Origin of the sequence: Limnohabitans sp. (assembly GCF_031539175.1) — a bacterium.
GTDB lineage: Bacteria > Pseudomonadota > Gammaproteobacteria > Burkholderiales > Burkholderiaceae_C > Limnohabitans.
Genome location: NZ_JAVKLQ010000032.1, coordinates 131,399 through 156,483, shown reverse-complemented (window position 1 = coordinate 156,483; position 25,085 = coordinate 131,399). Strand labels below are relative to the sequence as shown.

Here is a 25,085-nt window from a genome sequence, read left to right as displayed (position 1 = left end):
ATGTCAATGATTGAAAAATACGCGGTACCTGTGCGCAATGCTTTGCTGTTGCTTTGTTTGGTGTTGCCGTGGTTGAACCCTTTTGCCAGCAGCCCGTCGACGGGCGTGGTGCCCTTGCTGCTGAGCTGGATGTTGGGTGCTTGCGCCTTGTTGCTGGTGGTGGATTTGCCAACGGTTCCCGTGGCCCCATCGTCTCGCGGGTGGGCACTGGTCGGTGGCGTATGGCTCGTTGCCGTGGCTGCGTCGGTGTTGTGGGTCCCCGAGGTGGTCGATGCCGCCTTGACCGCAGGCTTGTTGGCTGCGGCGGTGACGATGTGGGCGATGGCTGGCGTCGGACGCCGCGTGGCGCTGCAAAGCAACCAGTTGCTGCCTTGGGTGCTTGCGGCTTGGCTGTTGGCCGCGGTGATCAGCAGCCTGCTTGGTGTTTTGCAATACCTTGACTTGGCGCGAGATTTGTCCCCTTGGGTGAACCAGCCTGTGCGTGGCGATGCTTTTGCTAATTTGCGTCAGCGCAATCAGTTCGCCAGTTTGACCAGTATCGGGTTAGTCACGCTTTTGGTGTGGGTGGCGGCGCGTCCTGCAAGCCTCGGTTTTTCTACACGACAGCTTTGGCGCATGTTGTGGCCTTGGCTGGTGCTCAATTTCCTTGCCGCAGGCGTTGCCTGCTCTTTGTCACGCACAGGTGCCCTGCAATGGGTGATCGTGGGCGTGTTGGCCGCGTTGTGGGCGTGGCGCCAAGCAACAGGCCACAGAGGGCATCAAACCCAGCTCTTGTGCATGGCCTTGGCCGCCCCCTTCTTGGTGGCGCTGTGGTCGGTTTGGATGCCCATGCTGGCCGCTCAGCTCACGGGTAGCCAAGGTGCCAGCATGATTTTGCGGGTTGCGGGACAAACGCAAGACTACGGCATGTGCGCGAGTCGCCGTGTCTTGTGGGCCAATATGCTGAATTTGGCACTACAACGTCCGTGGCTAGGCTGGGGTTGGGGTGAGGCCGATTTGGCGCATTTCATGACGGCCTATTCGGGGCTGCGTTTTTGTGACTTGGTCGACAACGCCCACGATTTGCCTTTGCATTTAGCCGTCGAGTTTGGGCTGCCGTTGGCGGCGTTGTCCGTGCTGTTGGGGTTGGCTTGGGTGATACGCCGCCAACCATGGCGTGAGACAAATGTCTGGCGCATGATGGCTTGGGGCGTGCTGTTGGTGGTGGGTGTGCACAGCCTGTTGGAGTACCCGCTCTGGTACGGTCCTTTCCAAATGGCACTGGGCTTGAGTGTGGGCCTGTTGTGGGCATTGCCATCTACCCGCGGTGGGCCAACGGCGTCAACACCATCCCTGGTGCGGCAAAACATGACGCTGATCCTGTGCAGCTTGCTATTTTTAGGTTGCCTTTATGCCGCGTGGGACTACAACCGTGTGGCGCAAATTTACCGACCCGCCGCTTCGCGTGATGCGCCCTACCGCGACAACCCGATGGGCCACGCCAAGCAATCGTGGCTGTTTCGTAACCAAGCTGACTTTGCCGATCTGACCACCCGCACCGTGACTTCTGACAACGCCGCCGACACCTACCAGCTGGCTTTGCGCGTGATGCACTATTCGCCAGAGGCGCGTGTGGTGCAAAAGGCCATCGACAGTGGCAAATTGTTGGGACTGACCACCGAAGTCGACGCGCTAGAAGATCGGCTGCTTGAGGTAAATAAGGCAGCGTCCCAGTAAACTGCATGCCACATGACGCTTATTAAAAACACCCTTTCCGCTATCGTGATTACGCGCAACGAGGCGCATAACTTAGACGACTGCTTGCGCTCCATGCAAGGCTTGGTGGATGAAATCGTCGTGGTCGATAGCCAAAGCACAGACGACACCGTGACTATTGCCGAACGTCATGGTGCGAAGGTGTCACGACCCGCTGATTGGCCTGGGTTTGGTCCGCAGAAAAACCGTGCACTTGATTTGGCAACGTGTGACTGGGTGCTTTCCATCGATGCAGATGAGCGCTTGACACCGGAGTTGTCGTCGGAAATTCGTGCCGTACTGCAGCGCCTAGACAGCAAGGTAGCTTATGAAATTCCCCGGTTGTCTTGGTACTGTGGCAAATTCATTCATCACGCGGGCTGGCAGCCAGATTACGTGCTCCGTCTTTTTAAGCGAGGCAGTGCGAAGTTTTCTGATGATTTGGTGCATGAGCGCGTCGTGACAGATCGCGCGTTGGTGAAGCTACAAAATCATTTGCTGCACTACAGCTATTTGAATTTTTCACAAGTATTGTCAAAGGTGGAAGCGTATTCCACGGCCTCGGCTAAGCAAGCATTTGCGCGTGGTAAGCGGTCGTCGGTCGGTGCGGCCGTTGGGCATGGCGCGTGGGCATTTTTCAGAACCTACGTGCTGCGCGCAGGCTTCTTAGACGGCAGCCATGGATTGGCACTGTCTATTTCGAATGCGGAAACCAGCTACTACAAATACTTGAAGATTTGGCAGATGCAGCAGAACCGACCCCATGACACGCTTTAAGTTGTGAGGTCGATGCGGTGCGGTTTTTAACCCGTGACAGCCGCCACATAACTCCCCGACTTCCCGCCATGCTTCTCCAGCAATTTCACGTCGGTCATCGTCATGCCTCTATCGACGGCTTTGCACATGTCGTAAATCGTCAGCAAAGCCACTTGCACAGCGGTGAGCGCTTCCATCTCCACGCCTGTTTGCCCGACGGTTTCGACGGTGGCTGTGCAGTGCACGCTGTGGTTTGACACGTCCACCGCAAACTCAACCGCGACGCGAGTCAGTGCCAAGGGGTGGCACAGCGGAATCAAGTCACTGGTTTTTTTGGCAGCTTGAATGCCTGCGATGCGGGCAATGCCCAAAACGTCGCCCTTTTTAGCGGTGCCGCTTTCAATGAGTGCCAAGGTGGCAGGCAGCATTTGGATGCGCCCCGTTGCGACACCGACGCGGCGGGTGTGCGCCTTGTCGGCCACATCCACCATGTGGGCTTGGCCTTGCGCGTCAAAGTGGGTGAGTGTGGACATGGGTCAATTTACAGCGGGTTAACATGAGAGCAGCATCATAAGGTCCGAGTTCTCTGTCCGTTCGTATGCACGCCAAAAACAAGCCATCTCCCTCGCTTCTACGCCCGTTGGCGCGCCGTTTGGGCGTGCTCGGTTTGTGCGCGGCCCTGATGTTGCCTTTCAATGCGGTGCAGGCGCAAAGCAGCGGCGGTCACCGCTTGCCCAATCTGGGCGATGGGGCCGAGTTGCCGTTGGGGGTGGAGCGTCGTTTGGGCGAAAGCATTGCTCGCGAAATTTACCGCGACCCCGATTATGTGGACGACCCCGTGTTGGGCGACTACATCCAATCTATTTGGCAGCCTTTGTTGGCCGCAGCGCGTCAACGCGGCGAACTCACGCCCGAGTTAGACCAGCAATTTGCGTGGGACGTGGCGTTGATTCGAGATCGCAGCATCAACGCCTTTGCCTTGCCCGGCGGTTATTTGGGGGTGCACTTAGGGCTCATTGCCGCCGTCAACAGCGGCGATGAATTGGCTTCGGTGCTCGCCCATGAGCTGAGCCACGTCACGCAGCGACACATCGCGCGCATGATTGCGCAGCAAGGTCGCCAAGGGCCGATGGTCATTGGCGCCATGATTTTGGGCATGCTCGCAGCCAGCCGCACTGCCAACCCCAGCAGCATGAGCGCCGCCAATGCGGTGATGGTGGGTGGGCAGGCTGCGGCGATGCAGAGCCAATTGAATTTTTCTCGTGACATGGAGCGTGAAGCCGATCGTGTGGGCTACGGCGTCATGACCGATGCGGGTTATGAGCCACAAGGCTTTGTCACCATGTTTGAGAAGTTGCAGCAGGCTTCGCGTCTGAACGACAACGGCTCGTTCCCGTATCTGCGCAGCCACCCCATGACGACCGAGCGCATCGCCGACGCGCAGGCGCGTCAACAATTGCTGCCGCCACAACCTGCCGCGATCACCACGCCACTGCACGCCATGATGGCGGCGCGTGCCCAGGTTCTGACCAATCCAGGCGTCGACGTGTTGCGTGCGCTCGCAGCGCATGCCGATGTCGCCGCATTGGCCACTGCGCCCTCGGCACGGCAAGCTGGGGTGTTGTATGCGGCCGTGATGGCCGAAATGCGTCAACGCAATTTTGCTGTTGCACGCCAACATTTGGCACGCTTGCAAGCCTTGGCCACGCCATCTTTGAATGCCGACGCGCAACGCGTGGTGCGGTTGTTGGCGGCGGAGCTGGCATTGACGGCGAACGACACGATGACCGCGCTGCGTGTGTTGTCGACCCCGCTCGCCCTCAAACCGGATCGCGCATCATTGATGCTGCTGACGCAAGCCCGTGTGGCAACTCGCCAGCCTGAGCAAGCCCAACTCGCAGCTGACGCGTTGCGGTTGTGGCTGAGTCAGCGTCCACGCGATGCCTCGGCTTGGCTGCTGTTGGTGTCTGCGTATGAGTTGCAGGGCGACAATTTGCGTGCCATTCGCGCACAAGCGGAGGCCCGTGCCGTCGAGTTGGATTACCCAGCTGCGGTTGATCGCCTCAAGGCTGCGCAATCTTTGGCGCACAGCATGGCGCGTGAAGGCAAATTAGACCGAGGCGGTCATATCGAGGCGTCCATCGTGGACGCGCGCTTGCGTGAGTTAGAAGGGTTGCGGCGGGAACAGGCGCTGCAGCGCTGAGTCGATCAGCACGCCAAACGCTGAGTAAATCAGCGAACCCAGCAAGGCAGAGCCAAAGCCCCGCACTTGAAACCCGTCCAGCAACCACGCCGCGGCCCAAAACATCAAGGCGTTGATGATGAACAAAAACAGCCCCAAAGTGAAAAACGTCACGGGAAGTGTCAGCACCACCAAGGCGGGGCGCACCACCAAGTTGAACAAGCCGATCACAAAAGCTGCGGCCAAGGCAGCGCGGAAGTCTTTGACTTCAACGCCGCTGTACAGATGGGCCAACGCCAACAGGGCGGTGGCGTGGAGTAACCAAGTCAGGATGAGTTTCATTGCCCATTCAGCATAGCACTGCAGCTATGATCCACACCCCTACTTCCACCCTACTTTTTTAGGTAGTTCACTCTAGCGCAATGGCCAGCATTCACATCACCGACATTGAGGCCGCCATTAACTATTGGCGTGAAAAGTCCCCCTCACCCGACGGCGTCACACTCGCTCCCGAGCTGCGCGCTTTGGCAGAGGTGTATGCGTTGATGATTTTTCACCACCAAGACGAGGCGGCAGAGCAGGGGTTTCCGCCCAAAGCCTTGGACGCTTGGCTGGCTTGGTACCACACCACGCCAGACGCACCGTGCATCGCGATTTGCTCGACCAGCCAAGGCGACGAAGAGTGCAAAGGCTGTGGGCGCACGTTCGAAGAAGTGCAGTACTGGCCTGAAATGACGCCCAGTGAGAAGCGCAGCACTTGGCGTCGCATCACCATGATCGGCACGGCTTGGCGTTTCAACAAATACGCTGAGCGTGCGACCGAATCGGGTTGATTGATCCAGCGTTTATTTCCAGCGCTCGCACTCAATGTCAACGGTGGTTTTACCGTTGCTCATCATCACCACGCCTTCTTGAACCGTCGCTTGCAATTGCATGCTGCGCTCAGCCAGTTTGGCTAACTCTTGAGAGGCGGCGCTGGGAATGCGCCACACCTGTAAGGTGGTGGGTTTGATGAGTTTGTTTTGCATGTTTTTCCACCAGACATCGCCTGAGCTGGAGAACACATACAGCATCACCTGATCGGCCTTGCTACAGGCTTTGAGGAGCGGTTTTTCTTCGGGTTGACCCACTTCAATCCACAGGCGTTTGCGGCCTGTGAAATCGGTCAACATCACATCGGGTTCATTGGGGTCAGACAGCCCGGCGCCAAACGCCAGCACGCCGTCGCCACCGCACACGTCTTGCAGCAAATGCGCTTGCAGCGACAGCGCGACCAAACGCACCATCATGCGTTCGTCGGTCTCGCTGGGGTGACGCGCCAACGTCAGCGCGTGGTCGGCGTAGTAGCTGTGGTCAATGTCGGCGATCTGGACGTTCGCTTTGAAAATGGTGGATTTGATCGCCATGTCGATGCTTAAACGCGACGCGCGAGTTCGGCAGCTTTACCCACGTAGCTGCCAGGCGTCATGGCCAGCAAGCGGTCAATGTCGGCTTGCGGGATGTTCAACGAGCGAATCAGGCCATGCAAAGCTTCGGCCGTGACGGTCTTGCCACGCGTGACTTCTTTGAGCTGCTCATAAGCGCCCTGCACGCCGTAGCGGCGCATGACGGTCTGGATGGGCTCGGCCAGCACTTCCCACGCTGCGTCAAGGTCAGCATCCAAGGCTTCGCGGTTGAGTTCGAGTTTGTTCAAACCCACGTTCAGCGATTGGTAGGCCAATGCGGCATAACCCAGCGCCACGCCCATGTTGCGCAACACGGTGGAGTCGGTCAGGTCACGTTGCCAGCGACTGATCGGCAGCTTTTCACTCAGGTGTTTGAGCAAGGCGTTGGCCAAGCCCAAATTGCCTTCGGCGTTTTCAAAGTCAATCGGGTTGACTTTGTGCGGCATGGTGGATGAGCCAATTTCGCCCGCTTTCAAGCGTTGCTTGAAGTAGCCCAAAGACACATAGCCCCACACATCGCGCGACCAGTCGATCAGAATGGTGTTGGCGCGGGCCACCGCATCGAACAACTCGGCCATGTAGTCATGGTGTTCAATTTGAATGCTGTACGGCTGGAATGTCAGGCCTAAGCCCAATGGCGCTGGGGTTTCAATGACTTTTTGGCTGAAGGCTTCCCAATCAAACTCAGGCCAAGCGCTCAGGTGGGCGTTGTAGTTACCGACCGCACCGTTCATTTTGGCCATCATGTGCACGCCAGCAATGCGTTCGCGCACTTGTTTCAAACGCATCACCACGTTGGCCACTTCCTTGCCCACGGTGGTGGGGCTGGCGGTTTGGCCGTGGGTGCGGCTCAGCATGGGCACGTCCGCGAAGGCGTGGGCCATCTCGCGCATCTTGGCAATCAGACCGTCCAAGCCCGGCAAGATCACCTCGTCGCGACCCGCTTGCAGTTGCAAGGCGTGGCTGGTGTTGTTGATGTCTTCGCTGGTGCAAGCGAAGTGCACAAATTCAGCGGCAGCTTCCAATTCGGCATGGCCTTTGAATTGGTCTTTGATCCAGTACTCCACGGCTTTCACGTCGTGGTTGGTGGTTTTCTCGATCTCTTTGATTGCCAGTGCGTTGTCGGTCGAAAAGTTGGCCACCAAGCTCAGCAAATAGCTGCGCGAAGCCTCGCTCAGGGGTTTGAATTCGGCAAAGCCTGCATCGCTCAAGGCCATGAACCAAGCGATTTCAACTTGCACGCGGCGGTGCATATAGCCTTGTTCGCTCATCAAGGGGCGCAGGGCGGCGAGTTTGTTGGCGTAGCGGCCATCCAGCGGCGACAAGGCCACAACTTGGGAAATGCTTTGTGTGTTGCTCATCCTTAGATTTTAGGTGGTGCCGCTGACGCGAGTGCATGCAATGCATCTCTATAAAATACGCGCTCTGTCAATTTCAAATGAACGTATGAAACTCATTGGTGCCGTCACCAGTCCCTACGTGCGCAAAGTGCGCATCGTCATGGCCGAGAAAAAACTGGATTTTCAGTTCGTCACCGAAGATGTGTGGGCGGCCGACACCACCATTTCCGATGCGAACCCGCTGGGCAAAGTGCCTTGCTTGGTCATGGAAGGCGGAGAGGCACTGTTTGACTCACGCGTGATCGTGGAATACATCGACACCCTGTCACCCGTGGGCAAGCTGATCCCTGCTGGCGGCCGTGAGCGTGCCGAAGTGAAAACATGGGAAGCGCTGGCGGATGGCCTGTTAGACGCTGCCATTCTGGCGCGCTTAGAGGCGCATTGGATCGGTCGCAAAGACAACGAACGCAGCCAAGCTTGGATTGAGCGTCAGATGAAAAAGATCGACGACAGCTTGGCCGCGATGAGCCGTGGTTTGGGCGATCGCAGCCATTGCGTGGGCATTCACCTGAGTTTGAGCGACATTGCGGTGGGCAGCGCTTTGGGCTACCTGGATTTCCGTTTCCCTGAGATCAATTGGCGCGAGCGTCACGTCAATTTGGCTGAGCTGTTTGAGCGCTTGTCGCAGCGTCAAAGCTTCAAAGACACGGCGCCCGCTTAAAGCGGGTTAACTGTTGGCGCGTTGTTTGAGCCAACGCATCAGACGGCCCACCACGGGCAGTTTTTCGTACAGCTCTTCGGCGGCATCCCAGTAATCGCGGTGCACGGCCACACGCCACACGCCCGCATCTTCGCGCAGCACCAAGTGGCTGGCGCCGCGAATGGTTTGAGTCCGGCCTGCGTCGAAGCGGCGCATGCCAAATAAAAAATCCCACGTCACAAAGCATTGCGCACCTTGCTGCACGCGCTGGGTGATGACAAAGCGTGGGGCATCAAGCTCGCGAAACATGTGCGCAAAGATAGCCTCAATCGCGGGCGCACCCTGCACCTCGTTGAACGGGTCTTTGAACTGCGCGTCGGCTGTGTAGATGTCGGAGATGCGGGCGACGTCGGCGGGTTGCAGTTGTTCAAAGAAGTCGACCACGCGTTGGAGCGCGGCGGCTTCAGAGTCACTGCTGTGGCTTGGCTCGACGGTCAAGGGCGTTTCGGTTGGCATAGGTGTCGTGTCTTGAGATGCGTGCGCGCTTTGGATGTCGCCGCGGTCACAGGCCCGTGGCGCGACGCACCAACGCAAAGTACCAGCGGTAGGGCAGCAAGCGCATGAACTTGAGCCAGCGTGTGAACCGTTTGGGGTAATGAATCTCGAACGCCCCTTTGGCCCAGCCGCGCAGCATGTCGCGTGCGGCTTCTTCAGGGCCAATCAAGGCGGGCATGTGGAAGGTGTTTTGCGCGGTGAGTGGCGTTTCTACAAAGCCGGGGTTCACCACACTCACGCCCAAACCTTGTGCTGACACATCCAAATACAAAGCCTCGGCCAAGTGAATCAAGGCCGCTTTGGTGGGGCCGTAGGCCAAGCTTTGCGGCAACCCTCGGTAGCCCGCCACGCTGGCCACGAGGCTGAGGTGGCCAAAGCCTTGGGCCAACAGCGCGGGCAGCACGGCATCAAGCATGTAGAGCGCGCCCACGTAGTTGACGGTTTGATGGCGCAGCATTTCATCCAGGTTGTAGTCCGTGGCGCGTACAGGTTTGTAATAGCCGGCGCAGTAAATTACCACGTCTAAGCCTTGTTCAGTTTGTATGTGTTGCGCGGCTTGGCGCATCGCGACCGGATCGCTCACGTCGAGCACCACGGCCTGTGCGCCAGGGTGCGTATCGACAAACGCTTGCAGCAACTCGGCTTTGCGTGCCGACACCACCACACGCGCACCGGCTGCATGCAGCGCTTGCGCAGTGGCCAAGCCAATACCGCTGGAGGCACCAATCAGCCAGACGCTGCGGCCTTGCCAATCGGTGATGGGAGGGTTGAGTGGTTTCATGGTTGTGCGCCCGCTAAAAGTTGTTGTCGTAATTGCCGCTGCGAGGTCTCGGGGGCCAGCCAAATGCCCATGAAACGTTGGGCCAGTTCGTGGTCGCGTACCTCACCGAGTAGCTGGTCTTGGTGCAAGAGTCGCAAGCCTTTTTGGGGCAGATAAACGCCGGTGAGCCGCTCGCCTTCACGCACGTTGGGGATGAGTTGGTGCAACAGCGTTGACCAAGTTTGGGTTTGCGCGGGCGTGAGTGCGCGTTGGCCTTGCATCTCATCCATTGAGCGCTGGGCGATGTCGGCACCTTTGAAATCACGCAGGTAACGCAGCTCCAACACCAAGGGCTGTTTGGCCCATTCGCTGGCCGCAAACGTCGCATTGGCCCACAGGCTGGCGTCGTAGATTGAAAAGCCCCAATAGGTGAAGCGCTGTTGGCCCATCAGGCGAGGTGTGGGCAGCCAACCTTGCAGACGTTGTGTTGGCAAGGCGTCGATGGCTTGGGTTTGTGCGTCTGCGCGCGGCAGTTGCCACGCGGCGGCCAGCATCAGTCCTGTCTGCAGGGCAACACTTAAAAAGCCGCGACGCGTGCTCATGGTTTGACCAAGGTGTACTGCACCACGTCGATGTTGTGTTGCTCAAAGGCGGCTTCGCAGTAGGCGAGGTAGAACTCCCAAATGCGAATAAAGCGCAGGTCAAAGCCCAGCGCCAAGACCTGTGCTTCATCGGCCATGAACTGCTGGCGCCAACGGCGCAAGGTCTCGGCGTAGTCCAACCCAAAGGCCATTTCATCCACGACTTTCAGGCCTGCTTTCGCCGCTTGCGCGCGGAACTCGCGCGGGCAGGGCAAGCAGCCGCCGGGGAAGATGTACTGCTGAATGAAGTCGGTGCTGGTCACGTAGCGGTCAAACAAGGCGTCGTCAATGACGATGCTTTGAATGCAGGCTTTGCCGCCGCTTTTGAGCAAACGGGCGACGGTGGCGAAATAGGTGGGCCAATATTCTTGGCCCACCGCCTCAATCATTTCGATGGAGCACACCGCGTCATATGGGCCATCGTCGATGTCGCGGTAGTCTTGCCAGCGCAAGTTGCTTTGGTCTTGCTTGCCCAAAGCCTGCATGCGGCGGTTGGCGTAGGCCAGTTGTTCGTGGCTCAAGGTCACGCCGCTCATGTGGGCACCAAATTCAGTGCTGCCCATTTCGGCAAGTGCGCCCCAGCCGCAGCCAATTTCCATCACGCGATCACCGGGCTTGACATCCACCATGCGCAAGGCGCGGCGCACTTTGGCGCTTTGGGCTTGGGCCATGGGTTGGTTGCGATCGCCGTCAAACCAAGCGGACGAATAGTTCATCGTGCCGTCCAGCCACAGCTCGTAAAACGCATTGCCCAAGTCGTAATGGGCGTGGATATTTTTGGCGCTGTTGCGGCGCGTGTTGCGGTTGAGTAAATGCTTCACGCGGTACACCAAGCGGCCCAACCAGTGGCCATAAATCAGGTCGTCCATGTCGCGACGGTTGGCCACCAAGAGCTGCAACAAGTCAGCCAAGTTGTGGGTGGTCCAGTCGCCCGCGATATAGCTTTCTGCAAAGCCAATGTCGCCGGATTTGAGCGCTTGTGTCAGCGGTGTCCAGTTGTGCAAATGCAGGCTGGCATGCAGGGCAGGGCCTTGCGTTGGCGTTTCGCCAAATTGCTCGGTGCTGCCGTCGGGCCATTGCACATGCAAGGTGCCATGCTTGAGGCGTTGCAGCAGGCCGAGTACACGCCGAGCTGCCGAGGGCATGTCAGAGGGGGCGTTGGCGTGTTGGGCGGTGTCGTTGCGTGTGGTGGTCATGGCTGGTGGTGTCTTTGAATCAGCGGGTCACAAAATCTTTGGGCGGTACGGGTTGCCTGAAAAATGGCACGCGTTTGCGCCACAACTTGAAGGCTTGCCAATGGATGCGCACCATGACCATCGCGGTCATCAGTGGGTAGCGCCACAGGGCGCGTCGCAAAGAGGCGCGCGTGATGGGTTGGAGTTCACCACTCACGCTGGTTTCGATCAACGGGCCTTGGGCATCGTCGTGGTCCACGCGTGCCACGGTGTGGGTCGCGGTGCGCATGAAGCGAAAGCGGTAGTCGCCTTGCACCGCACAAAACGGCGAGACATGAAATACCTTGTCAGCGCGAAGTTCGACGCCGTACTGCGGGCGGTCTAGCAAATAGCAATGGCGTTCACCAAAGGTGTTGTTCACTTCCACCACGATGGCCCGCAGCGATGCATCAGCCGCGTGGCAATACCAAAAGCTCACGGGTTTGAAGGTGTAGCCCAGCACGCGTGGGTAGCAATGCAGCCACACCTCGCCCGTGGCATCGGTGATGCCTTGGGCTTGCAGCAGTTCATCGAGCCAAGCCAAGGCGCCCCCTTCTGCCGCGCTGCGACCATCGCCATGGTCCACGTCATGAAAGCTGATCGCCCCTGCACGGTTGATGGCCAAGGCGGTGTTGTGTGTTGCCAGGCTGCGCATGGGCAGCATCAAAAAATAAGTGGCGTAGGCAAATGCGTGGAGGGAGGGACGCAAGCGGGTGTGACGCACTTGGCCAAAGCCGATCAATCCTGCTTCAGGCGTCGCTGAAGCGGCAAGCGCCGATGCAGCGGCCGTCGGCACAGCACGATGCGCTGCGCTTTGAGCTGCATCGTGGGGTGACGGCGTGTGGCGTGTGTGCATCACAGGTTCAGTGCGCGCTCAAGCGCAAGACGCCAGCCAGCTCTGTGCGGCAGCACGACCCGCTTTGAAGCCGTCTTCATGGAAGCCATAGCCCATCCATGCCCCCGCAAACCACGTGTGTTGTTGGCCTTGCAATTGCGGCATGAGCCCTTGGGCCTGAATGGCTGCCAGGTCAAAAACAGGATGGGCGTAGTCGTATTCGCCCAGCACATGGGCGGGGTCAATCTCATGCACGGGGTTGAGCGACACCAGCACGTCTTGCGTGAATGGCAGGGGCTGCAGAAGGTTGAGCCAGTAGTGCAAACACACGCGCGCCGACTCGGTGTTGTGTTGTGCGGCGCGTTCGTAATTCCAAGCCGCCCATGCGAGCTTCTTCTTGGGCATGACCGAGGTGTCGGTGTGCAGCACAGCGCGGTTGGCGTGGGTGCGGATGGCATCCAGCGTGGCTTGCTCTTGGGTGGTGGGCATGGCCAGCATCTGTAGCGATTGGTTGGCGTGGGTGGCCAAGATCACCGCATCAAAGCGTTCGCTGCCGGTGTGGGTGTGCACCGTCGCGCCTTGGGGGTCGCGCTCAATCCGCAGCACGGGCGTGTTCAGGCGTTTGTCGGCGATGCCTGCCACAATTTTTTCGACGTAGTGCTTCGCACCGCCTGCCACTGTGTGCCATTGCGGGCGGTTGTTGACTTGAATCAGCCCGTGGTTGTGGCAAAACCGCACCATCGTGGCCACGGGGAATTGCAGCATTTGGTCAGTGGGGCAGCTCCAAATGCAGCCCAGCATGGGCAGCAAATACCAGTCGCGGAAGGTGTCGCCAAACGCATGGGTGCGCAAAAAATCTTGCAGCGGTTGCGCCAGTTCGTGGTCTTGGTTGCGCTCTGCCAATGCCGTGGCCAAGCTGTTGAAGCGCACCACATCTCGCAGCATGCGCAAGAAGCGTGGCTTGAACAGGTTGCTGCGTTGGGCGAACACGGTGTTCAAGTTGGCGCCGTTCCATTCCAAGGCGCGGCGGCCCTGACCGCCTGGCACTTGCACGGAAAACGACATGTCCGACTTGGCCGTGGTCACCTGCAATTCCTCGAACAAACCGATCAGGCCGGGGTAAGTGCGTTCGTTGTAGACCAGGAAACCGGTATCGACGCCATGGGTTTGCGGCCCCGTCGCGGTGGGCAAGGTGACGTCGACCGTGTGGGTGTGGCCCCCAAAGTAGTCGCCCGCCTCAAACAAGGTGAGCTCGGCGTGACCGTGCAAGTGGTGAGCGGCGGACAGACCCGAAATGCCTGAGCCAACGATGGCAACGCGTCGTGTCATTGGGGCGAACCTTTGGCGGCCAATTGTTTGTCGATCTCTTGCACAAAGGCTTTGTCTTGTGGCCCCGTCATGCTGCTGAAGCTTTTGACGTGTTGGCCGTCACGGCTGATGATGTATTTGTAAAAGTTCCACTTGGGGGTGGTGCCGGTTTGCTCCGCCAATTGTTTGAACAGTGGCAGCGCGTCTGGGCCGCGCACGGTGGTTTTGACGAACATGGGGAACTTCACGCCGAAGGTGTTTTCGCAAAAATCGGCGATCTTGGCGTTGCTGTCGGGCTCCTGAGAAAAGTCGTTGCTCGGAAACCCCAACACCACCAAGCCTCGGTCTTTGTATTTGGCGTACAGGGCTTCTAAACCTTTGTATTGCGGCGTGAAGCCGCAAAAACTGGCGGTGTTCACCACGACCACCACTTGGCCTGCGTATTGGCACAAGGCTTGAGGTTTTTCATCTTGCAAGCGCAAAACGGTGTGTTGCAACACGCGTGGGCAAGCAGCTTGGGCGGCGCCAGACGCTGTGACTTGTGGGGTGTCTGCCGCGTGCAGCAGCCCCCAAGGTGCCAAGGCGCTGACCCATAGCGTCCAGCTGAGGATGTGCAGGCAAGGTGAATTCTTTTTCATAGGACCCCATGATGGCTTATTCTTGGCGTATTGTCTGAGACAAACCGAATGCCCATTGTTGCCACCGGATTTTTCATGCCCATGACCACCTCTGTTTCTCCAGATGCACTGCCGCTCTCCATTGCCGCCGTCGAACGCGACACCGGCATTGGCAAAGACACCTTGCGCGTGTGGGAGCGCCGTTACGGCTTTCCTTTGCCAAGTCGCGACGCTTTTGGCGAACGCAGCTACCCATTTGAACAGGTCGAGAAACTGCGCATCATTCGCCGCTTGATGGACCAAGGCCATCGACCTGGCCGCATCGTGGCTCAGCCCGTTGCCGCCTTGTTGGCGCTGGGCCAAGGCAGCGCTGGCGATGCGCATGTGCAAAGTGTCATCCCTGAATATTTACAGCCCTACCTTGACCTCATCAAAGGCCATGACAGCGAGGCCCTGCAAACCCAACTCACCCAAGTCTTGACGCGGGAAGGTTTGAGTGATTTCGTCACCGACATTGTGGCGCCGTTGGTGGTGTGCGTCGGCGAGGCGTGGGTGCGTGGCGAGTTGGCGGTGTTTGAAGAACATTTGTTCACGGAGTGCATCACCCGTGTGATGCGCTTGGGCATCGCCAACAGCCCCAAACCCCGTCACGAGGCGGGCCCCCAAGTGCTGCTGACGACATTTCCCCAAGAGTCCCATGGACTTGGCATCTTGATGGTCGAGTGTTTGTTGGTGCAGCAGGGCTGTACCTGTTTGTCTTTGGGCACGCAAACCCCTGTGCTCGATATTGCGCGTGCCGCTGTCGCGCACCGTGCAGATGTGGTCGCTCTGAGTTTCAGCAGCCTCATGAAAACCAACGATGTGTTGGATGGTTTGGCCGAGTTGCGTCAGCATTTGCCCAGCACCGTGACGGTGTGGGCGGGTGGTCAGGCTGCGGCTCTGAAGCGGCGTAAGTTGGCTCAAGTCGAGGTGTTGCGTGGCTTGGCAGACGTGTCGGCGCAGGTCAAGCGCTGGCGCAGTGCCGCCTTAAAATCGAACCCATGACCGTCTCTACCCTGCCCGCACCTGCTTTCTTGTCCAAATTGGTGTCGCGCGCCGATGCGCCCACGCGGGTCGCTGCCTTGCGTGCGCACGGGCCCGTGGTGTTCACCAATGGCGTGTTTGATGTGTTGCATCGCGGCCATGCCAGTTATTTGGCGCAAGCCCGCGCATTGGGCGGCAGCTTGGTGGTCGCCCTCAACAGCGATGCCTCTGCACGTCGCTTGGGCAAAGGCCCAGACCGGCCCCTCAACAACGAAGCCGACCGTGCGGCGTTGATGGCTGCCTTGGAGTCGGTCAGTTTGGTCACGTGGTTTGACGAGGACACCCCGTTGGAGCTGATCACCGAATTGCGCCCCGATGTGTTGGTCAAGGGCGGCGATTACGACATGAGCCAATTGGCCGAAACCCACGTGGTGTTGGCCTACGGTGGACGTGCGCAGGCCATTCCCTTTGTGGATGGGTACTCAACCACCGCCTTGGTGAAAAAGATCCGCCAAGGCTGAGGCTTTTTAGGCAAACACGGTTTGCCACAACGCCAAGATCGCGGCCTGCTCTTGGCTCAATTCAGCGAGGGGCACCTGAGTGGGCAACTCATCCAAGCGCGCGCGGTGTTGCACACGGCGCAGTTCTCGGTAAGCACTACCGGCTGCCACCCCCACCCCCAAGGGCAGCAACCCCGCAACCTCGGCGTGGTGCAACAGGGCGATGTTGCCCACGTTGTCCAACAACGCGGGGTGTTGTTGGGCGTGGGCCAGCACCAAGTACTGCACGGCAAACTCCACGTCCACCATGCCGCCCGCGCTGTGCTTCACGTCAAAGAAGCCGTCTTTCACGGGGCGCGCAGCGCGCAGCTTGTCGCGCATGCCCACAATTTCTTCGCGCAACGCCGTGTGGTCGCGCGGCGCGTTGATCACGTTGGCGCGCACCGTGTCAAAGCGTGTTTTCAGGCTGGGCGCGCCTAGGCTGAATCGGGCCCGCGTCATGGCTTGGTGTTCCCACGTCCAAGCGGTGTTTTCTCCGCGTTGTTCTTGGTAGTTGGCGTAGGCTTCGAAGGTGGACACCAGCAGGCCTGAGTTGCCGTTGGGCCGCAGGGCGGTGTCGATCTCGTACAAATCACCTTCGCTGGTTTTGACGCTCAGCCAGTTGATGAGTTTGCGCACAAAGGCGGCGTAAATTTCGCCTGCTTGGGGGTGATCGTCTTCGTACACAAACACGATGTCCAAGTCGCTGCCGTAGCCCAGCTCTTTGCCGCCCAATTTGCCGTAGGCAAGGATGGCAAATTGCGGCTCATCACGGTGGCGCTGCTTGAAGTTTTGCCACACCCAGCGGCTGGTGACCTTTAACAAGCTGTCGGCCAGTGCACTCAAATCATCGGCCACTTGTTCGACACTGATGCGTTTCTCAACATCGCGCGCCAAGGTGCGAAACACTTCCGCGTGGTGCGCGCGACGCAACAAGTTGAGCAGTGTTTCTTCGTCGGCTTGTCCGGTCGATTTGAGGGCGTGCAAGCGTTGCTCTAGCTCTTGCTCAAACAGGGCGGGGTCAAAGCGCTCGCTCAGCAAGGCGGGGCTGGCCAACTCATCAATCACCCCTGGGTGCTGCAACAAATACTTGGCGGGCCAGCGGGCCAGTCCGAGCAGCCGCAGCAGTTGTTCATGCACCCGTGGGCGTTCGACCAGCAGGGCCAAATAACTTTCGCGGCGCAGCAGCGGCTCCATCCAATCACACCAGCGCACGGCGGCATCTTCGCTCACGCGGCCTTCTTCAACCCACGCATTGGTGCGTTGCAAGAGTTTCAGCAACCGGTGCATGGCTTCGTCGCGCAAGGTTCGGATGCGGGGTTGTTCGGCCCAGTCGTTCACGCGCTGGGCTAAGCGTGCATTCAATTCGGGCAGCAACGCGGTCAAGCTGAGGTGTTCGTTGGGGGCGCTGGCAGCGGGCGCCCCTTCGTTCTCTCGTGAGGTGGCGGCGTGCTCGCCTTGTCCGAGCAGGCGGTCAAATTCCGAGGCGACTTGTTCGCGGTGCGCACTGAGTTGCGCCAAAAATGCGGCCACGTCGGCAAAGCCCAAGGTGTGGGCGATCCACTGCACATCCGCTTCGGCTGTGGGCAGCATGTGGGTTTGCTGGTCGTCCAAATACTGAATGCGGTGCTCGACTTGGCGCAAAAACACATAGGCCTTGGCTAGCGCATCTGCCGTGGCAGCGGGCATGAGTTTGGCATCGCTCAAGCGCGGCAAGGCACGCAGCGTGGGGCGTGTGCGCAGTTCGGGGTAATGTCCGCCACGCACCACTTGCAGCAATTGCACGGTGAACTCAATTTCGCGGATGCCACCGCGACCCAGTTTCACATCGTTGGCCCGCTCGGGGCGCCCCGCGCTGTGGTTGGCGGTGTGGTTGCGGATTTGTTGGTGCAGATCGCGCAGCGAGGCAAACACGCTGTAGTCGAGGTAGCGGCGAAACACAAAAGGCAGCACGGTGTCGCGCAGTTCGGTGGCGTTGTGCAAGGCATTCAGTGGCTCGCTGTAGGGGGCGACCACGCGGCTTTTCAGCCACGCAAAGCGCTCCCACTCGCGCCCTTGTACCAAGAAATACTCTTCCAGCGCTTGGCGCGACACCACGCTGGGCCCCGAGTTGCCGTTAGGCCGCAGTGCCAAGTCCATGCGAAACACGAAGCCGTGTTCGGTGATTTCGCCAATTTGGCTGTAAATCAGCTTCACGGCTTTGGCGAAATAGTCGTGGTTGCTGATGCGGCCGCGGCCGTCGGGCCTGCCTGCGGTTTCGCCGTCTTCGTCGTACACATAGATCAGGTCAATGTCGCTGGACACGTTCAACTCGCGCGCGCCCAGTTTGCCCATACCCACAATCCACAGTACCGCGCGCTCGCCGTTGGGGGCCAAAGGGGCGCCATGCAACTCGTCGAGTTGCTGCTGTGCTTGCACGTCCGCCACATCGAGGCTGAACTCGGCCAACTCGGTCATGGCGCGGGTCACCCCTTCGAGGGGGGCGCTTTGGGTGGTGTCGAGCACCACCAAGCGCTCCATCACGAACTGGCGCAACATGCGCAGGGCGTCGTTGCTGCTGTGGTGCTGGCGCAGCGTCTCAAAACAGGTTTGCATCGTGGCCCGCACAGGCTCGCCCGCAGGCAAGGCGTGCAAAGCATCGCCATAACGGCGGCGCAGGCGTTGAACAAGGCGTGAATGCGCACTGAAGTCGCCGGTCGAGGGGGGGATAATTCCAGTCACGTTGTTAGCACCATGAATAAATTGTCAGATCTGCCCGCCTCCCCCGTTGCGCCTCTTGCCAAACCCTCGCGTTGGACGCGTGCGGTCTATGCGGCGTTGTGGGTCGTTGGCACCGTGTGGTTGGTCATGATCTTGGCGTGGAGCACCTTGAACATGTTCATTGTGCCGCGCATTGGCGATTACCGAGAGTTGCTGCAAACCCAGGCCTCACGCGCCATGGGCATGTCCGTCAAGATGGGCAGCATCAGCGCCGAAGGGGGCTGGTGGGTGCCCTTGTTTGACATTCAAGATTTGCAAGTGTTGGACGCCCAAGGCCGCGAAGCGCTGAAGCTGTCGCATGTGCAAGTGGCCATTTCGCCGCGCTCGCTGGTGCGCGGGCAGTTCGAGCAACTCACCCTTGATCACCCAGAGCTCGACATCCGCCGCGACAGCGCAGGCCATGTGTGGGTGGCGGGCATCGACACGGGGGGCACTGCGGGGGACGGCAGCGGCGCCGATTGGTTCTTCTCTCAGCCCGAATTTTTGCTGCGCGATGGCGTGGTGCGCTGGCGCGATGAATGGCGTTTTGGCGAGCAAGCCCCTGAGTTGGTGATGTCCGATGTCGAGCTCGTCATGCAAAACCATTGGCTGCACCACGATCTACGTTTGGATGCGACGCCGCCGCTTGAGTTGGGCCAACGTTTCTCTTTACGCGGCAAATTCAAGCAAGCCCCTTGGCAACGTGCAGGCGATGTGGCGCATTGGCGCGGTGAGTTGTTTGCCGACGCGCCGCATCTTGACTTGTCGACGCTGCGCCAGTGGCTGGCGATGGACCCCGATCGGTCTTTGCAAGAAGGCCGCGGCGCCCTGCGCCTGTGGGCCGATGTGGTCAATGCCCAGCTCGTCGGCCTCAGCGCTGACATGGCCTTGGACGAGGTGAAAGCCAGCTTGGGCGCGAACCTCAAGCCCTTGGCCTTGCGCCACGTGCATGGCCGTTTGGGCGCATCTTGGCAAGGCGATGAGGTGAGCCTGAGCAGCGAAGATTTGGTGTTTGACACCCAAGACGGCGAGCATTGGCCGGGCGGCGTCTTGCGCGTCAAGTGGACAACCAACGATGCAGCCACCGGCAGCATCAGCGCTGACCGACTTGACCTGAACGCCTTGGTGCAAATCAGCCAACGCCTGCCCTTGCCAGACACCGCCCGCGGCCTGCTGGCGCGGGTCCAGCCGCAGGGCCAAGTGAACCAACTCAATGCCACGTGGCGACGTACCGCCCCGTTGAAAGGCGAACCGCAACTGGACTACACCGCACGCGGCACCGTCCAGCAGTTCTCGCTCAACCGCGACTCGGTGGCCGACAGCCCGTTGGCGGCCTTGCCCGGTGTGCAGGGCGCGCAGGTGGCGTTTGATGTCACCCAGCGCGGGGGCAAAGCCAAACTCAGCATCCAAGATGGCAGCCTCACCTTGCCCATGGGCTTGGATGAGCCACGCATCGTGTTGGAAGACGCATCCGCGCAACTCGTGTGGGAGTTGGACGACGACCAAATGTGGGTCAAGTTCAACCAAGGTCATGTGAGCAACTCCGATGTGGCCGGTGACTTCAGCGGCAGTTGGAAAACGGGAGCAGGGGCGGCGCGCCTGCCTGGCGTGCTCGATTTGACGGCCAATCTCAGCCGTGCCCAAGTGGCGCAGGTCTACCGTTATTTGCCCAGCACCTTGCCCGCGTCGGTGCGTGGCTACGTGCACGAGGCCGTCAAAGCGGGTGACGCCAGCAACGTCAAGCTGCGTTTGCGCGGCAACTTGACGGACATGCCGTTTGACAATCCCAAGTTGGGCGAGTTCCGTATTTCCGCACACATCGCGCAAGGCCAATACGCTTATGTGCCCGCCAAAGTCGGCACACCCGTTGCGCAGCAGTGGCCGAGTTTGACCGCGCTCAATGGCGAGTTGGTGTTCGACCGCAGCGCTTTGCATTTTAAAGGCAGCACCCAATTGACGGGGGCGCCCAAAGTGATGTGGCGCAAGGTCGAGGCGAACATTCCCAATTTGGCCAAGGCCGTGGTCAGCGTCAGCGGGGAGGCCCACGGACCGTTGCCCGAGGTGCTGACCATGGTGTCGCAATCGGCCTTGAATGAGTTGACGGGTCAAGTGCTGGCGCAAAGCCAAGCCAGTGGCGATGCCGATTACAAACTCAGCTTGAGCGTGCCGCTGGAGACGTTGAACAAAACCAAAGTGCAAGGCAGCGTGTCGTTCACCGACAACGAGCTGCAGGTCATGCCGGGCATTCCGGTGCTCAGCCGCACACGTGGCGTGTTGCAATTCAGCGATCGCGGGCTCACCCTTAAAAACCTGCGCGCCCGCGCGTTGGGGGGGGATGTACAAATTGACGGTGGCCTGTCATTCGAGGCCGCTGCAGCTGAATCGCCCTTGCAACTCAAGATCACGGGCAACGTGACGGCCGAGGGTTTGCGGCAAGCGCGTGAGCTGGGGTTGGCGTCGCGCTTGGCGCAGCGTGCCGCGGGCGCTTCTTCGTACATCGCCACCTTGGGGCTACGCCGAGGCCAGCCCGAACTGCTGATTACCAGCGATTTGCGCGGCATGGCCTTGAACCTGCCCGCGCCCATGACCAAACCGGCGTCGTCGGTTTTGCCTTTGCGGGTGGACATGCAACTGACGCGCGAGTCGTTGCTGCCCAAGGCCCGTGTGTTGCAAGACCAAATCAAAGTCAGCGTGGGGCGCGTGCTGGCGCTGGCGTATGTGCGTGACTTGAGTGGCCCCCGCACTCGGGTGTTGCGCGGCGGTGTTGCTGTTGGCCCCGAGGTAGTGGACAGCCTGACCCCACGCGACAGCGGCGTCGGCTTGAATTTGCAATTGCCGTTTGTCGATTTGGACGCTTGGAACCAAGCTTGGACCCAATTCACGGGTGCGCCATTGGTGAATGCTGCGGGCAAATCGGCCAAGGCAGCCGTGGTGGGACAAGAGGCCGTGGCGTCGGACGAGGCGCAAGACTATGTGCCCCATGTGGTGGTGCTGCGTGCAGACCAAATCAAAGTGGCGGAACGCGCCGTTCACCATGTGTTGGTCGGTGGCACGCGCTTGGGTGAGGTGTGGCGCGTCAACCTCAGTGCAGACGAGTTGAATGGTTCGGCCGAGGTGCGTCCTGCCAACGGCAACACGCCCGCACAACTGTTTGCACGTTTGGCCTACCTCAACATCCCACCCAGTTTGGTGCCCGAGGTGGAGAACTTGTTGACCGAAGAGCCCAGCAGCATTCCGGCGCTGGACATCGTGGTCAACGAACTCACGCTGCGTGGCAAAAAAATGGGCCGTTTAGAGATTGAGGCCGTCAACCGCACAGGTACCAATCCAGCCCCTGAATGGCGACTGAACAAACTCAACCTCATCTTGCCTGAGGCCACCTTCACGGCCAGTGGCAACTGGACGGCCGATGGCCCGCGTTTGCAGCGCACGAAGCTGAATTTGTTGCTGGATGTGCGCAACAGTGGGGAGTTGCTGACCCGTTTTGGCACGCCTGATGCCATCCGTGACGGCCATGGACGCTTGGAAGGCCAAGTCTCGTGGCAGGGCTCGCCCATCACTTTGGACTACGCCAGCATGGCGGGCAAGCTCAATCTAAACATTGAAAAAGGGCAGTTCTTGAAGACCGACCCAGGCGCCGCACGCTTGCTGGGGGTGTTGAATTTGCAAGCCCTGCCGCGCCGTCTGACGCTCGATTTCAGTGACGTGTTCAGCGAAGGGTTTGCCTTTGATTTTGTGCGCGGCGATGTGCGCATTGAACAAGGCGTGGCGTTCACCAACAACCTGCAAATGAAGGGCGTGGTGGCAGGCGCGTTGCTGGAAGGCAGTGCCGATTTGGCGCGTGAAACCCAAGACCTCAAAGTAGTGGTGGTACCCGAAATCAATGCGGGCACGGCGTCGCTTTACATGGCCACGATTAACCCCGTGATTGGCTTGACCAGCTATTTGGCGCAATTGATTTTGAGTCGTCCTTTGGTGCGCGCAGGCACCAGCGAGTTTCATATTGACGGCACCTGGGCCAACCCCCGTGTGACCAAGGTGGACTGATGCCGTTTCCCGCTGGTACTTTGTTGCGTCGATGGGTGTTGTGGGTGCTGTTGGTGCTGCTCGTCTTGTCGATGCTCAGCACCTTGGTGTGGTTGGCGGGGCGCTATGAAGTGAGCCAAGTGCAAAGCCGCATCGAGCGCGATGCAGCCGACGCGGTGAGTGACATTCGCACCGCGCTCACCCGCAATGTGCAAAGTTTGCAAGCGCTGCAATTTGCCGACCGCAGCGCTGTGCCGTGGAGCCAAGATGCCGCTGGGTTGCTGCGCGAGCACCGTGAATGGGTGCGCCTCGAATGGCGCGATGCCGAGTTGAATTTACTCGCAGCTGTGGACACCCCGTTTCGTGCGCCGGTGTTTGCGCGCATGGGCCGCCCTGCGCGTCAGCCCGAGATCGTGCAAGCCTGTGGGGTGGCGCGTCGCCAAAGTGGCCCCGGTTATGGGGCCAGCAACTATGTACCGCTGTCCAATGGCTTGGGGTTGGAGATCATGGATTTGTGTTTGCCTGTCATCACCGACGGGCAGCTCACGGGCTACACCGTGGCCAGCTACAGCTTGCAAGAGGTCTTGGTGAACATGGTGGGGCCGCAGCTCACGCGCAGCCAAGAGGTGTCGTTCACCGAGGCCGATGGCACGCGCTTGGCTATGCACGGCACGCCGCGTCGCGGCTCGCGCATTTTCACGGCCAAGCAATTGCTGGACATCCCAGGGCACGCGATGGTGCTGCGCATGGACAGTTGGCGTGCTGCGCCAGATTTTTTCCCCAACGTCCTGACGGCGCTGGTGACGGCGATGGCGATTGCGTTGGTGACGGTGCTCACCATGCTCGCGCGTGACATGCGTCGTCGTCAGCGGGTGGAGCTGGACTTGGCGGATGCCTTGGCGTTTCGCAAGGCCATGGAAGACTCGCTGGTCACGGGCCTGCGCGCGCGTGACAGCCAAGGTCGCATCACCTATGTGAATCCGGCGTTTTGCGAGATGGTCGGCTTTGACGCCAAAGAGTTGATGGGGCACGGTATTCCCGCGCCGTATTGGCCCCCTGAAATGGTGGACGAATATGGCAAGCGCCAAGCCTTGCGCTTGGCGGGCAATGCGCCACCGCGTGAGGGCGTGGAGTCGGTGTTCATGCGCAAAAACGGTGAGCGTTTTGCGGTGTTGATTTTTGAAGCACCGCTGATCAACGCGACCGGCCAACAAACCGGCTGGATGAGTGCGGTGCTGGACGTCAGCGAGCAACGCCGCGTGGAAGAGGTGTCGCGGGCCAGCCAAGAGCGCCTGCAAGCCACGGCGCGTTTGGCCACTGTGGGCGAAATGGCATCGTTGTTGAGCCATGAGCTGAACCAGCCCTTGGCCGCGATTTCGAGCTATGCCACTGGCAGCTTGAACTTGTTGCAAGACGCTGCGTTGCAAGACGTGCAATTGGCGGACTCTTTAGGCAGCGCCATTCAACGCATTGGCCAGCAGGCTGAGCGTGCGGGCAAAGTCATCAAGAGCGTGCATGACTTTGTGCGGCGCCGCGACCAAGCGCGTGAGGCCGTCACCCCGCGTGCGCTCTTGGACGACGTGATGCCTTTGGTCATTTTGCAAGCCCGTAAATTGGGTGTCCGCGTGGACGTGCGCTGCGCCCTCGACTTGCCGCCTGTGTTGTGCGACCGCACCATGGTCGAGCAAGTGTTGCTGAATTTGTCGCGCAACGCCATGCAGGCCATGGGTGACGATACGCCTCAAAAAGTGTTGACGTTGGCGGTTCGCCCTGCGGCCTCGAACGCGGTGAGTCGCTGGTTGGAATTCACGGTGGCCGACTTCGGCTCGGGCATTCCAGAGGCCGTGGCCGAAAAACTTTTCACCCCTTTCTTCACCACCAAAGCAGAAGGCATGGGCTTGGGCCTGAGTCTGTGCCGTACCGTGGTGGAGCAGCATGGTGGCTTTTTGAGCCACCGCGCCAACCAGCCACGTGGCACGGTGTTCAGCTTCACCCTGCCGCAATCTTGAACGGAGTTATCGCGCATGCAACCCACCGAAGATGCTTTGGTTTTTATCGTCGATGACGACGCCGGTGTGCGCGAAGCGTTGGCATGGCTGCTGCGCTCACGTCGCTTGCCCAGCCAGTCGTTTGACAGTGCGGATGCCTTTGCGGCGTTTTTGAACGCGCAAGCCGATCGACCTTGGCGACCCTCCCAGCCCGGCTGTTTGCTGTTGGATGTGCGCATGCTCGGCATGAGTGGCTTGGCACTGTTTGAACAGTTGATCGAGCGCGAGTTGCTCGACGTGTTGCCCGTGATTTTTTTGACGGGCCATGCCGATGTGCCGACCGCTGTGGACTCGGTCAAGCGCGGCGCGTTTGATTTTTATGAAAAGCCGTTTTCAGACAATGCCTTGGTCGACCGCATTGAACAAGCCTTGGAGCGTTCGCACCACACCTTGCAACAGCACCGTCACCGCACCAACCTGCAACAAAACTTGTCCGATTTGACCGAGCGTGAACGCGATGTGATGCGCTTGGTGGTCGAGGGCTTGCCCAATAAATTGATTGCCGATCAGCTCGACATCAGCGTGCGTACGGTCGAGGTGCACCGCGCCCGTGTGTTTGACAAGATGGCGGTCAAGTCGGCGGTGGAGTTGGCCAACTTGCTGCGCGGAGATTGACGTGACGC

The 25,085-nt window shown here is 59.6% G+C and carries 22 protein-coding genes; 10 read left to right on the top strand and 12 right to left on the bottom strand.

Annotated elements, in window-relative coordinates; genetic code table 11:
• Entirely contained in the window at nucleotides 1-1,716 is a 1,716-nt protein-coding gene (locus tag RMS95_RS06130; RefSeq protein WP_310644511.1) for a Wzy polymerase domain-containing protein, read from the top strand.
• Nucleotides 1,717-1,728: 12 nt separating this feature from the next.
• The gene (locus tag RMS95_RS06125; RefSeq protein WP_310644509.1) at nucleotides 1,729-2,511 is read left to right on the top strand and encodes a glycosyltransferase family 2 protein; all 783 of its coding nucleotides are present in this window, start codon (nucleotides 1,729-1,731) and stop codon (nucleotides 2,509-2,511) included.
• A 26-nt stretch (nucleotides 2,512-2,537) separates the two neighbouring features.
• Here the strand turns inward: RMS95_RS06125 and moaC are convergent, their stop codons facing one another.
• Nucleotides 2,538-3,023, bottom strand: coding sequence for a cyclic pyranopterin monophosphate synthase MoaC (moaC, locus tag RMS95_RS06120; protein WP_310644507.1), 486 nt, complete (start codon nucleotides 3,021-3,023; stop codon nucleotides 2,538-2,540).
• A 65-nt stretch (nucleotides 3,024-3,088) separates the two neighbouring features.
• Here moaC and RMS95_RS06115 point away from each other — a divergent pair, with 65 nt between their 5' ends.
• Nucleotides 3,089-4,693 (top strand): M48 family metalloprotease, encoded by a 1,605-nt coding sequence (locus tag RMS95_RS06115; protein WP_310644506.1) that lies wholly within the window; start codon nucleotides 3,089-3,091, stop codon nucleotides 4,691-4,693.
• Here RMS95_RS06115 and RMS95_RS06110 read toward each other — a convergent pair.
• Nucleotides 4,655-5,014 (bottom strand): phage holin family protein, encoded by a 360-nt coding sequence (locus RMS95_RS06110; protein WP_310644504.1) that lies wholly within the window; start codon nucleotides 5,012-5,014, stop codon nucleotides 4,655-4,657. The two genes, RMS95_RS06115 and RMS95_RS06110, sit on opposite strands and share 39 nt — an antisense overlap.
• Before the next feature lie 80 nt (nucleotides 5,015-5,094).
• Between RMS95_RS06110 and RMS95_RS06105 the strand changes: the two genes are divergently transcribed.
• Complete coding sequence (locus RMS95_RS06105) at nucleotides 5,095-5,505, top strand: DUF3717 domain-containing protein (protein ID WP_310644502.1); 411 nt, start codon at nucleotides 5,095-5,097, stop codon at nucleotides 5,503-5,505.
• 12 nt (nucleotides 5,506-5,517) lie between these two features.
• Here the strand turns inward: RMS95_RS06105 and RMS95_RS06100 are convergent, their stop codons facing one another.
• Together RMS95_RS06100 and purB are read right to left on the bottom strand one after the other, a co-directional pair.
• Nucleotides 5,518-6,078, bottom strand: a complete 561-nt coding sequence (locus RMS95_RS06100) for a YaeQ family protein (RefSeq protein ID WP_310644501.1) — start codon at nucleotides 6,076-6,078, stop codon at nucleotides 5,518-5,520.
• Nucleotides 6,079-6,086: 8 nt separating this feature from the next.
• A complete protein-coding gene (gene purB / locus RMS95_RS06095) occupies nucleotides 6,087-7,478 on the bottom strand; it encodes an adenylosuccinate lyase (protein WP_310644500.1) in 1,392 nt (463 codons plus the stop codon).
• Nucleotides 7,479-7,563: 85 nt separating this feature from the next.
• Between purB and RMS95_RS06090 the strand changes: the two genes are divergently transcribed.
• A complete protein-coding gene (locus tag RMS95_RS06090; RefSeq protein WP_310644498.1) occupies nucleotides 7,564-8,178 on the top strand; it encodes a glutathione S-transferase N-terminal domain-containing protein in 615 nt (204 codons plus the stop codon).
• Between the two features lie 6 nt (nucleotides 8,179-8,184).
• Here RMS95_RS06090 and RMS95_RS06085 read toward each other — a convergent pair whose 3' ends face one another.
• Genes RMS95_RS06085 through RMS95_RS06055 form a run of 7 tightly spaced genes read right to left on the bottom strand, consistent with a single transcriptional unit; the run spans nucleotide 8,185 to nucleotide 14,108 of the window.
• Nucleotides 8,185-8,673, bottom strand: a complete 489-nt coding sequence (locus RMS95_RS06085; RefSeq protein WP_310644496.1) for a nuclear transport factor 2 family protein — start codon at nucleotides 8,671-8,673, stop codon at nucleotides 8,185-8,187.
• A 46-nt stretch (nucleotides 8,674-8,719) separates the two neighbouring features.
• Complete coding sequence (locus RMS95_RS06080) at nucleotides 8,720-9,493, bottom strand: SDR family NAD(P)-dependent oxidoreductase (protein WP_310644494.1); 774 nt, start codon at nucleotides 9,491-9,493, stop codon at nucleotides 8,720-8,722.
• Nucleotides 9,490-10,074 carry a chalcone isomerase family protein gene (locus RMS95_RS06075; RefSeq protein WP_310644492.1) on the bottom strand — a complete coding sequence of 195 codons (585 nt, stop codon included), beginning with the start codon at nucleotides 10,072-10,074 and terminating at the stop codon, nucleotides 9,490-9,492. Before RMS95_RS06075 ends, RMS95_RS06080 begins: the two co-directional genes overlap by 4 nt.
• A complete protein-coding gene (locus RMS95_RS06070; protein ID WP_310644490.1) occupies nucleotides 10,071-11,309 on the bottom strand; it encodes a cyclopropane-fatty-acyl-phospholipid synthase family protein in 1,239 nt (412 codons plus the stop codon). Before RMS95_RS06070 ends, RMS95_RS06075 begins: the two co-directional genes overlap by 4 nt.
• Before the next feature lie 19 nt (nucleotides 11,310-11,328).
• Nucleotides 11,329-12,183: a DUF1365 domain-containing protein gene (locus RMS95_RS06065; protein ID WP_310644488.1), complete on the bottom strand. Its 855-nt coding sequence runs from the start codon at nucleotides 12,181-12,183 to the stop codon at nucleotides 11,329-11,331.
• An 18-nt stretch (nucleotides 12,184-12,201) separates the two neighbouring features.
• Nucleotides 12,202-13,491, bottom strand: coding sequence for an FAD-dependent oxidoreductase (locus tag RMS95_RS06060; protein WP_310644487.1), 1,290 nt, complete (start codon nucleotides 13,489-13,491; stop codon nucleotides 12,202-12,204).
• Nucleotides 13,488-14,108, bottom strand: coding sequence for a glutathione peroxidase (locus RMS95_RS06055; RefSeq protein WP_310644485.1), 621 nt, complete (start codon nucleotides 14,106-14,108; stop codon nucleotides 13,488-13,490). The genes RMS95_RS06060 and RMS95_RS06055 overlap by 4 nt, the downstream gene beginning before the upstream one ends.
• 48 nt (nucleotides 14,109-14,156) lie before the next feature.
• Here RMS95_RS06055 and RMS95_RS06050 point away from each other — a divergent pair, with 48 nt between their 5' ends.
• Nucleotides 14,157-15,131, top strand: a complete 975-nt coding sequence (locus RMS95_RS06050) for a cobalamin-dependent protein (protein WP_310644483.1) — start codon at nucleotides 14,157-14,159, stop codon at nucleotides 15,129-15,131.
• Nucleotides 15,128-15,631: a D-glycero-beta-D-manno-heptose 1-phosphate adenylyltransferase gene (rfaE2, locus tag RMS95_RS06045; protein WP_310644482.1), complete on the top strand. Its 504-nt coding sequence runs from the start codon at nucleotides 15,128-15,130 to the stop codon at nucleotides 15,629-15,631. The genes RMS95_RS06050 and rfaE2 overlap by 4 nt, the downstream gene beginning before the upstream one ends.
• 6 nt (nucleotides 15,632-15,637) lie before the next feature.
• Here the strand turns inward: rfaE2 and glnE are convergent, their stop codons facing one another.
• Nucleotides 15,638-18,370: a bifunctional [glutamate--ammonia ligase]-adenylyl-L-tyrosine phosphorylase/[glutamate--ammonia-ligase] adenylyltransferase gene (glnE, locus tag RMS95_RS06040; RefSeq protein WP_310644480.1), complete on the bottom strand. Its 2,733-nt coding sequence runs from the start codon at nucleotides 18,368-18,370 to the stop codon at nucleotides 15,638-15,640.
• A 12-nt stretch (nucleotides 18,371-18,382) separates the two neighbouring features.
• Between glnE and RMS95_RS06035 the strand changes: the two genes are divergently transcribed.
• Genes RMS95_RS06035 through RMS95_RS06025 form a run of 3 tightly spaced genes read left to right on the top strand, consistent with a single transcriptional unit; the run spans nucleotide 18,383 to nucleotide 25,077 of the window.
• Nucleotides 18,383-22,435: a YhdP family protein gene (locus RMS95_RS06035; RefSeq protein ID WP_310644478.1), complete on the top strand. Its 4,053-nt coding sequence runs from the start codon at nucleotides 18,383-18,385 to the stop codon at nucleotides 22,433-22,435.
• Nucleotides 22,435-24,423 (top strand): ATP-binding protein, encoded by a 1,989-nt coding sequence (locus tag RMS95_RS06030; protein ID WP_310644477.1) that lies wholly within the window; start codon nucleotides 22,435-22,437, stop codon nucleotides 24,421-24,423. The genes RMS95_RS06035 and RMS95_RS06030 overlap by 1 nt, the downstream gene beginning before the upstream one ends.
• Before the next feature lie 15 nt (nucleotides 24,424-24,438).
• Nucleotides 24,439-25,077 (top strand): response regulator, encoded by a 639-nt coding sequence (locus tag RMS95_RS06025; protein WP_310644475.1) that lies wholly within the window; start codon nucleotides 24,439-24,441, stop codon nucleotides 25,075-25,077.
• Nucleotides 25,078-25,085 lie beyond the last annotated feature (8 nt).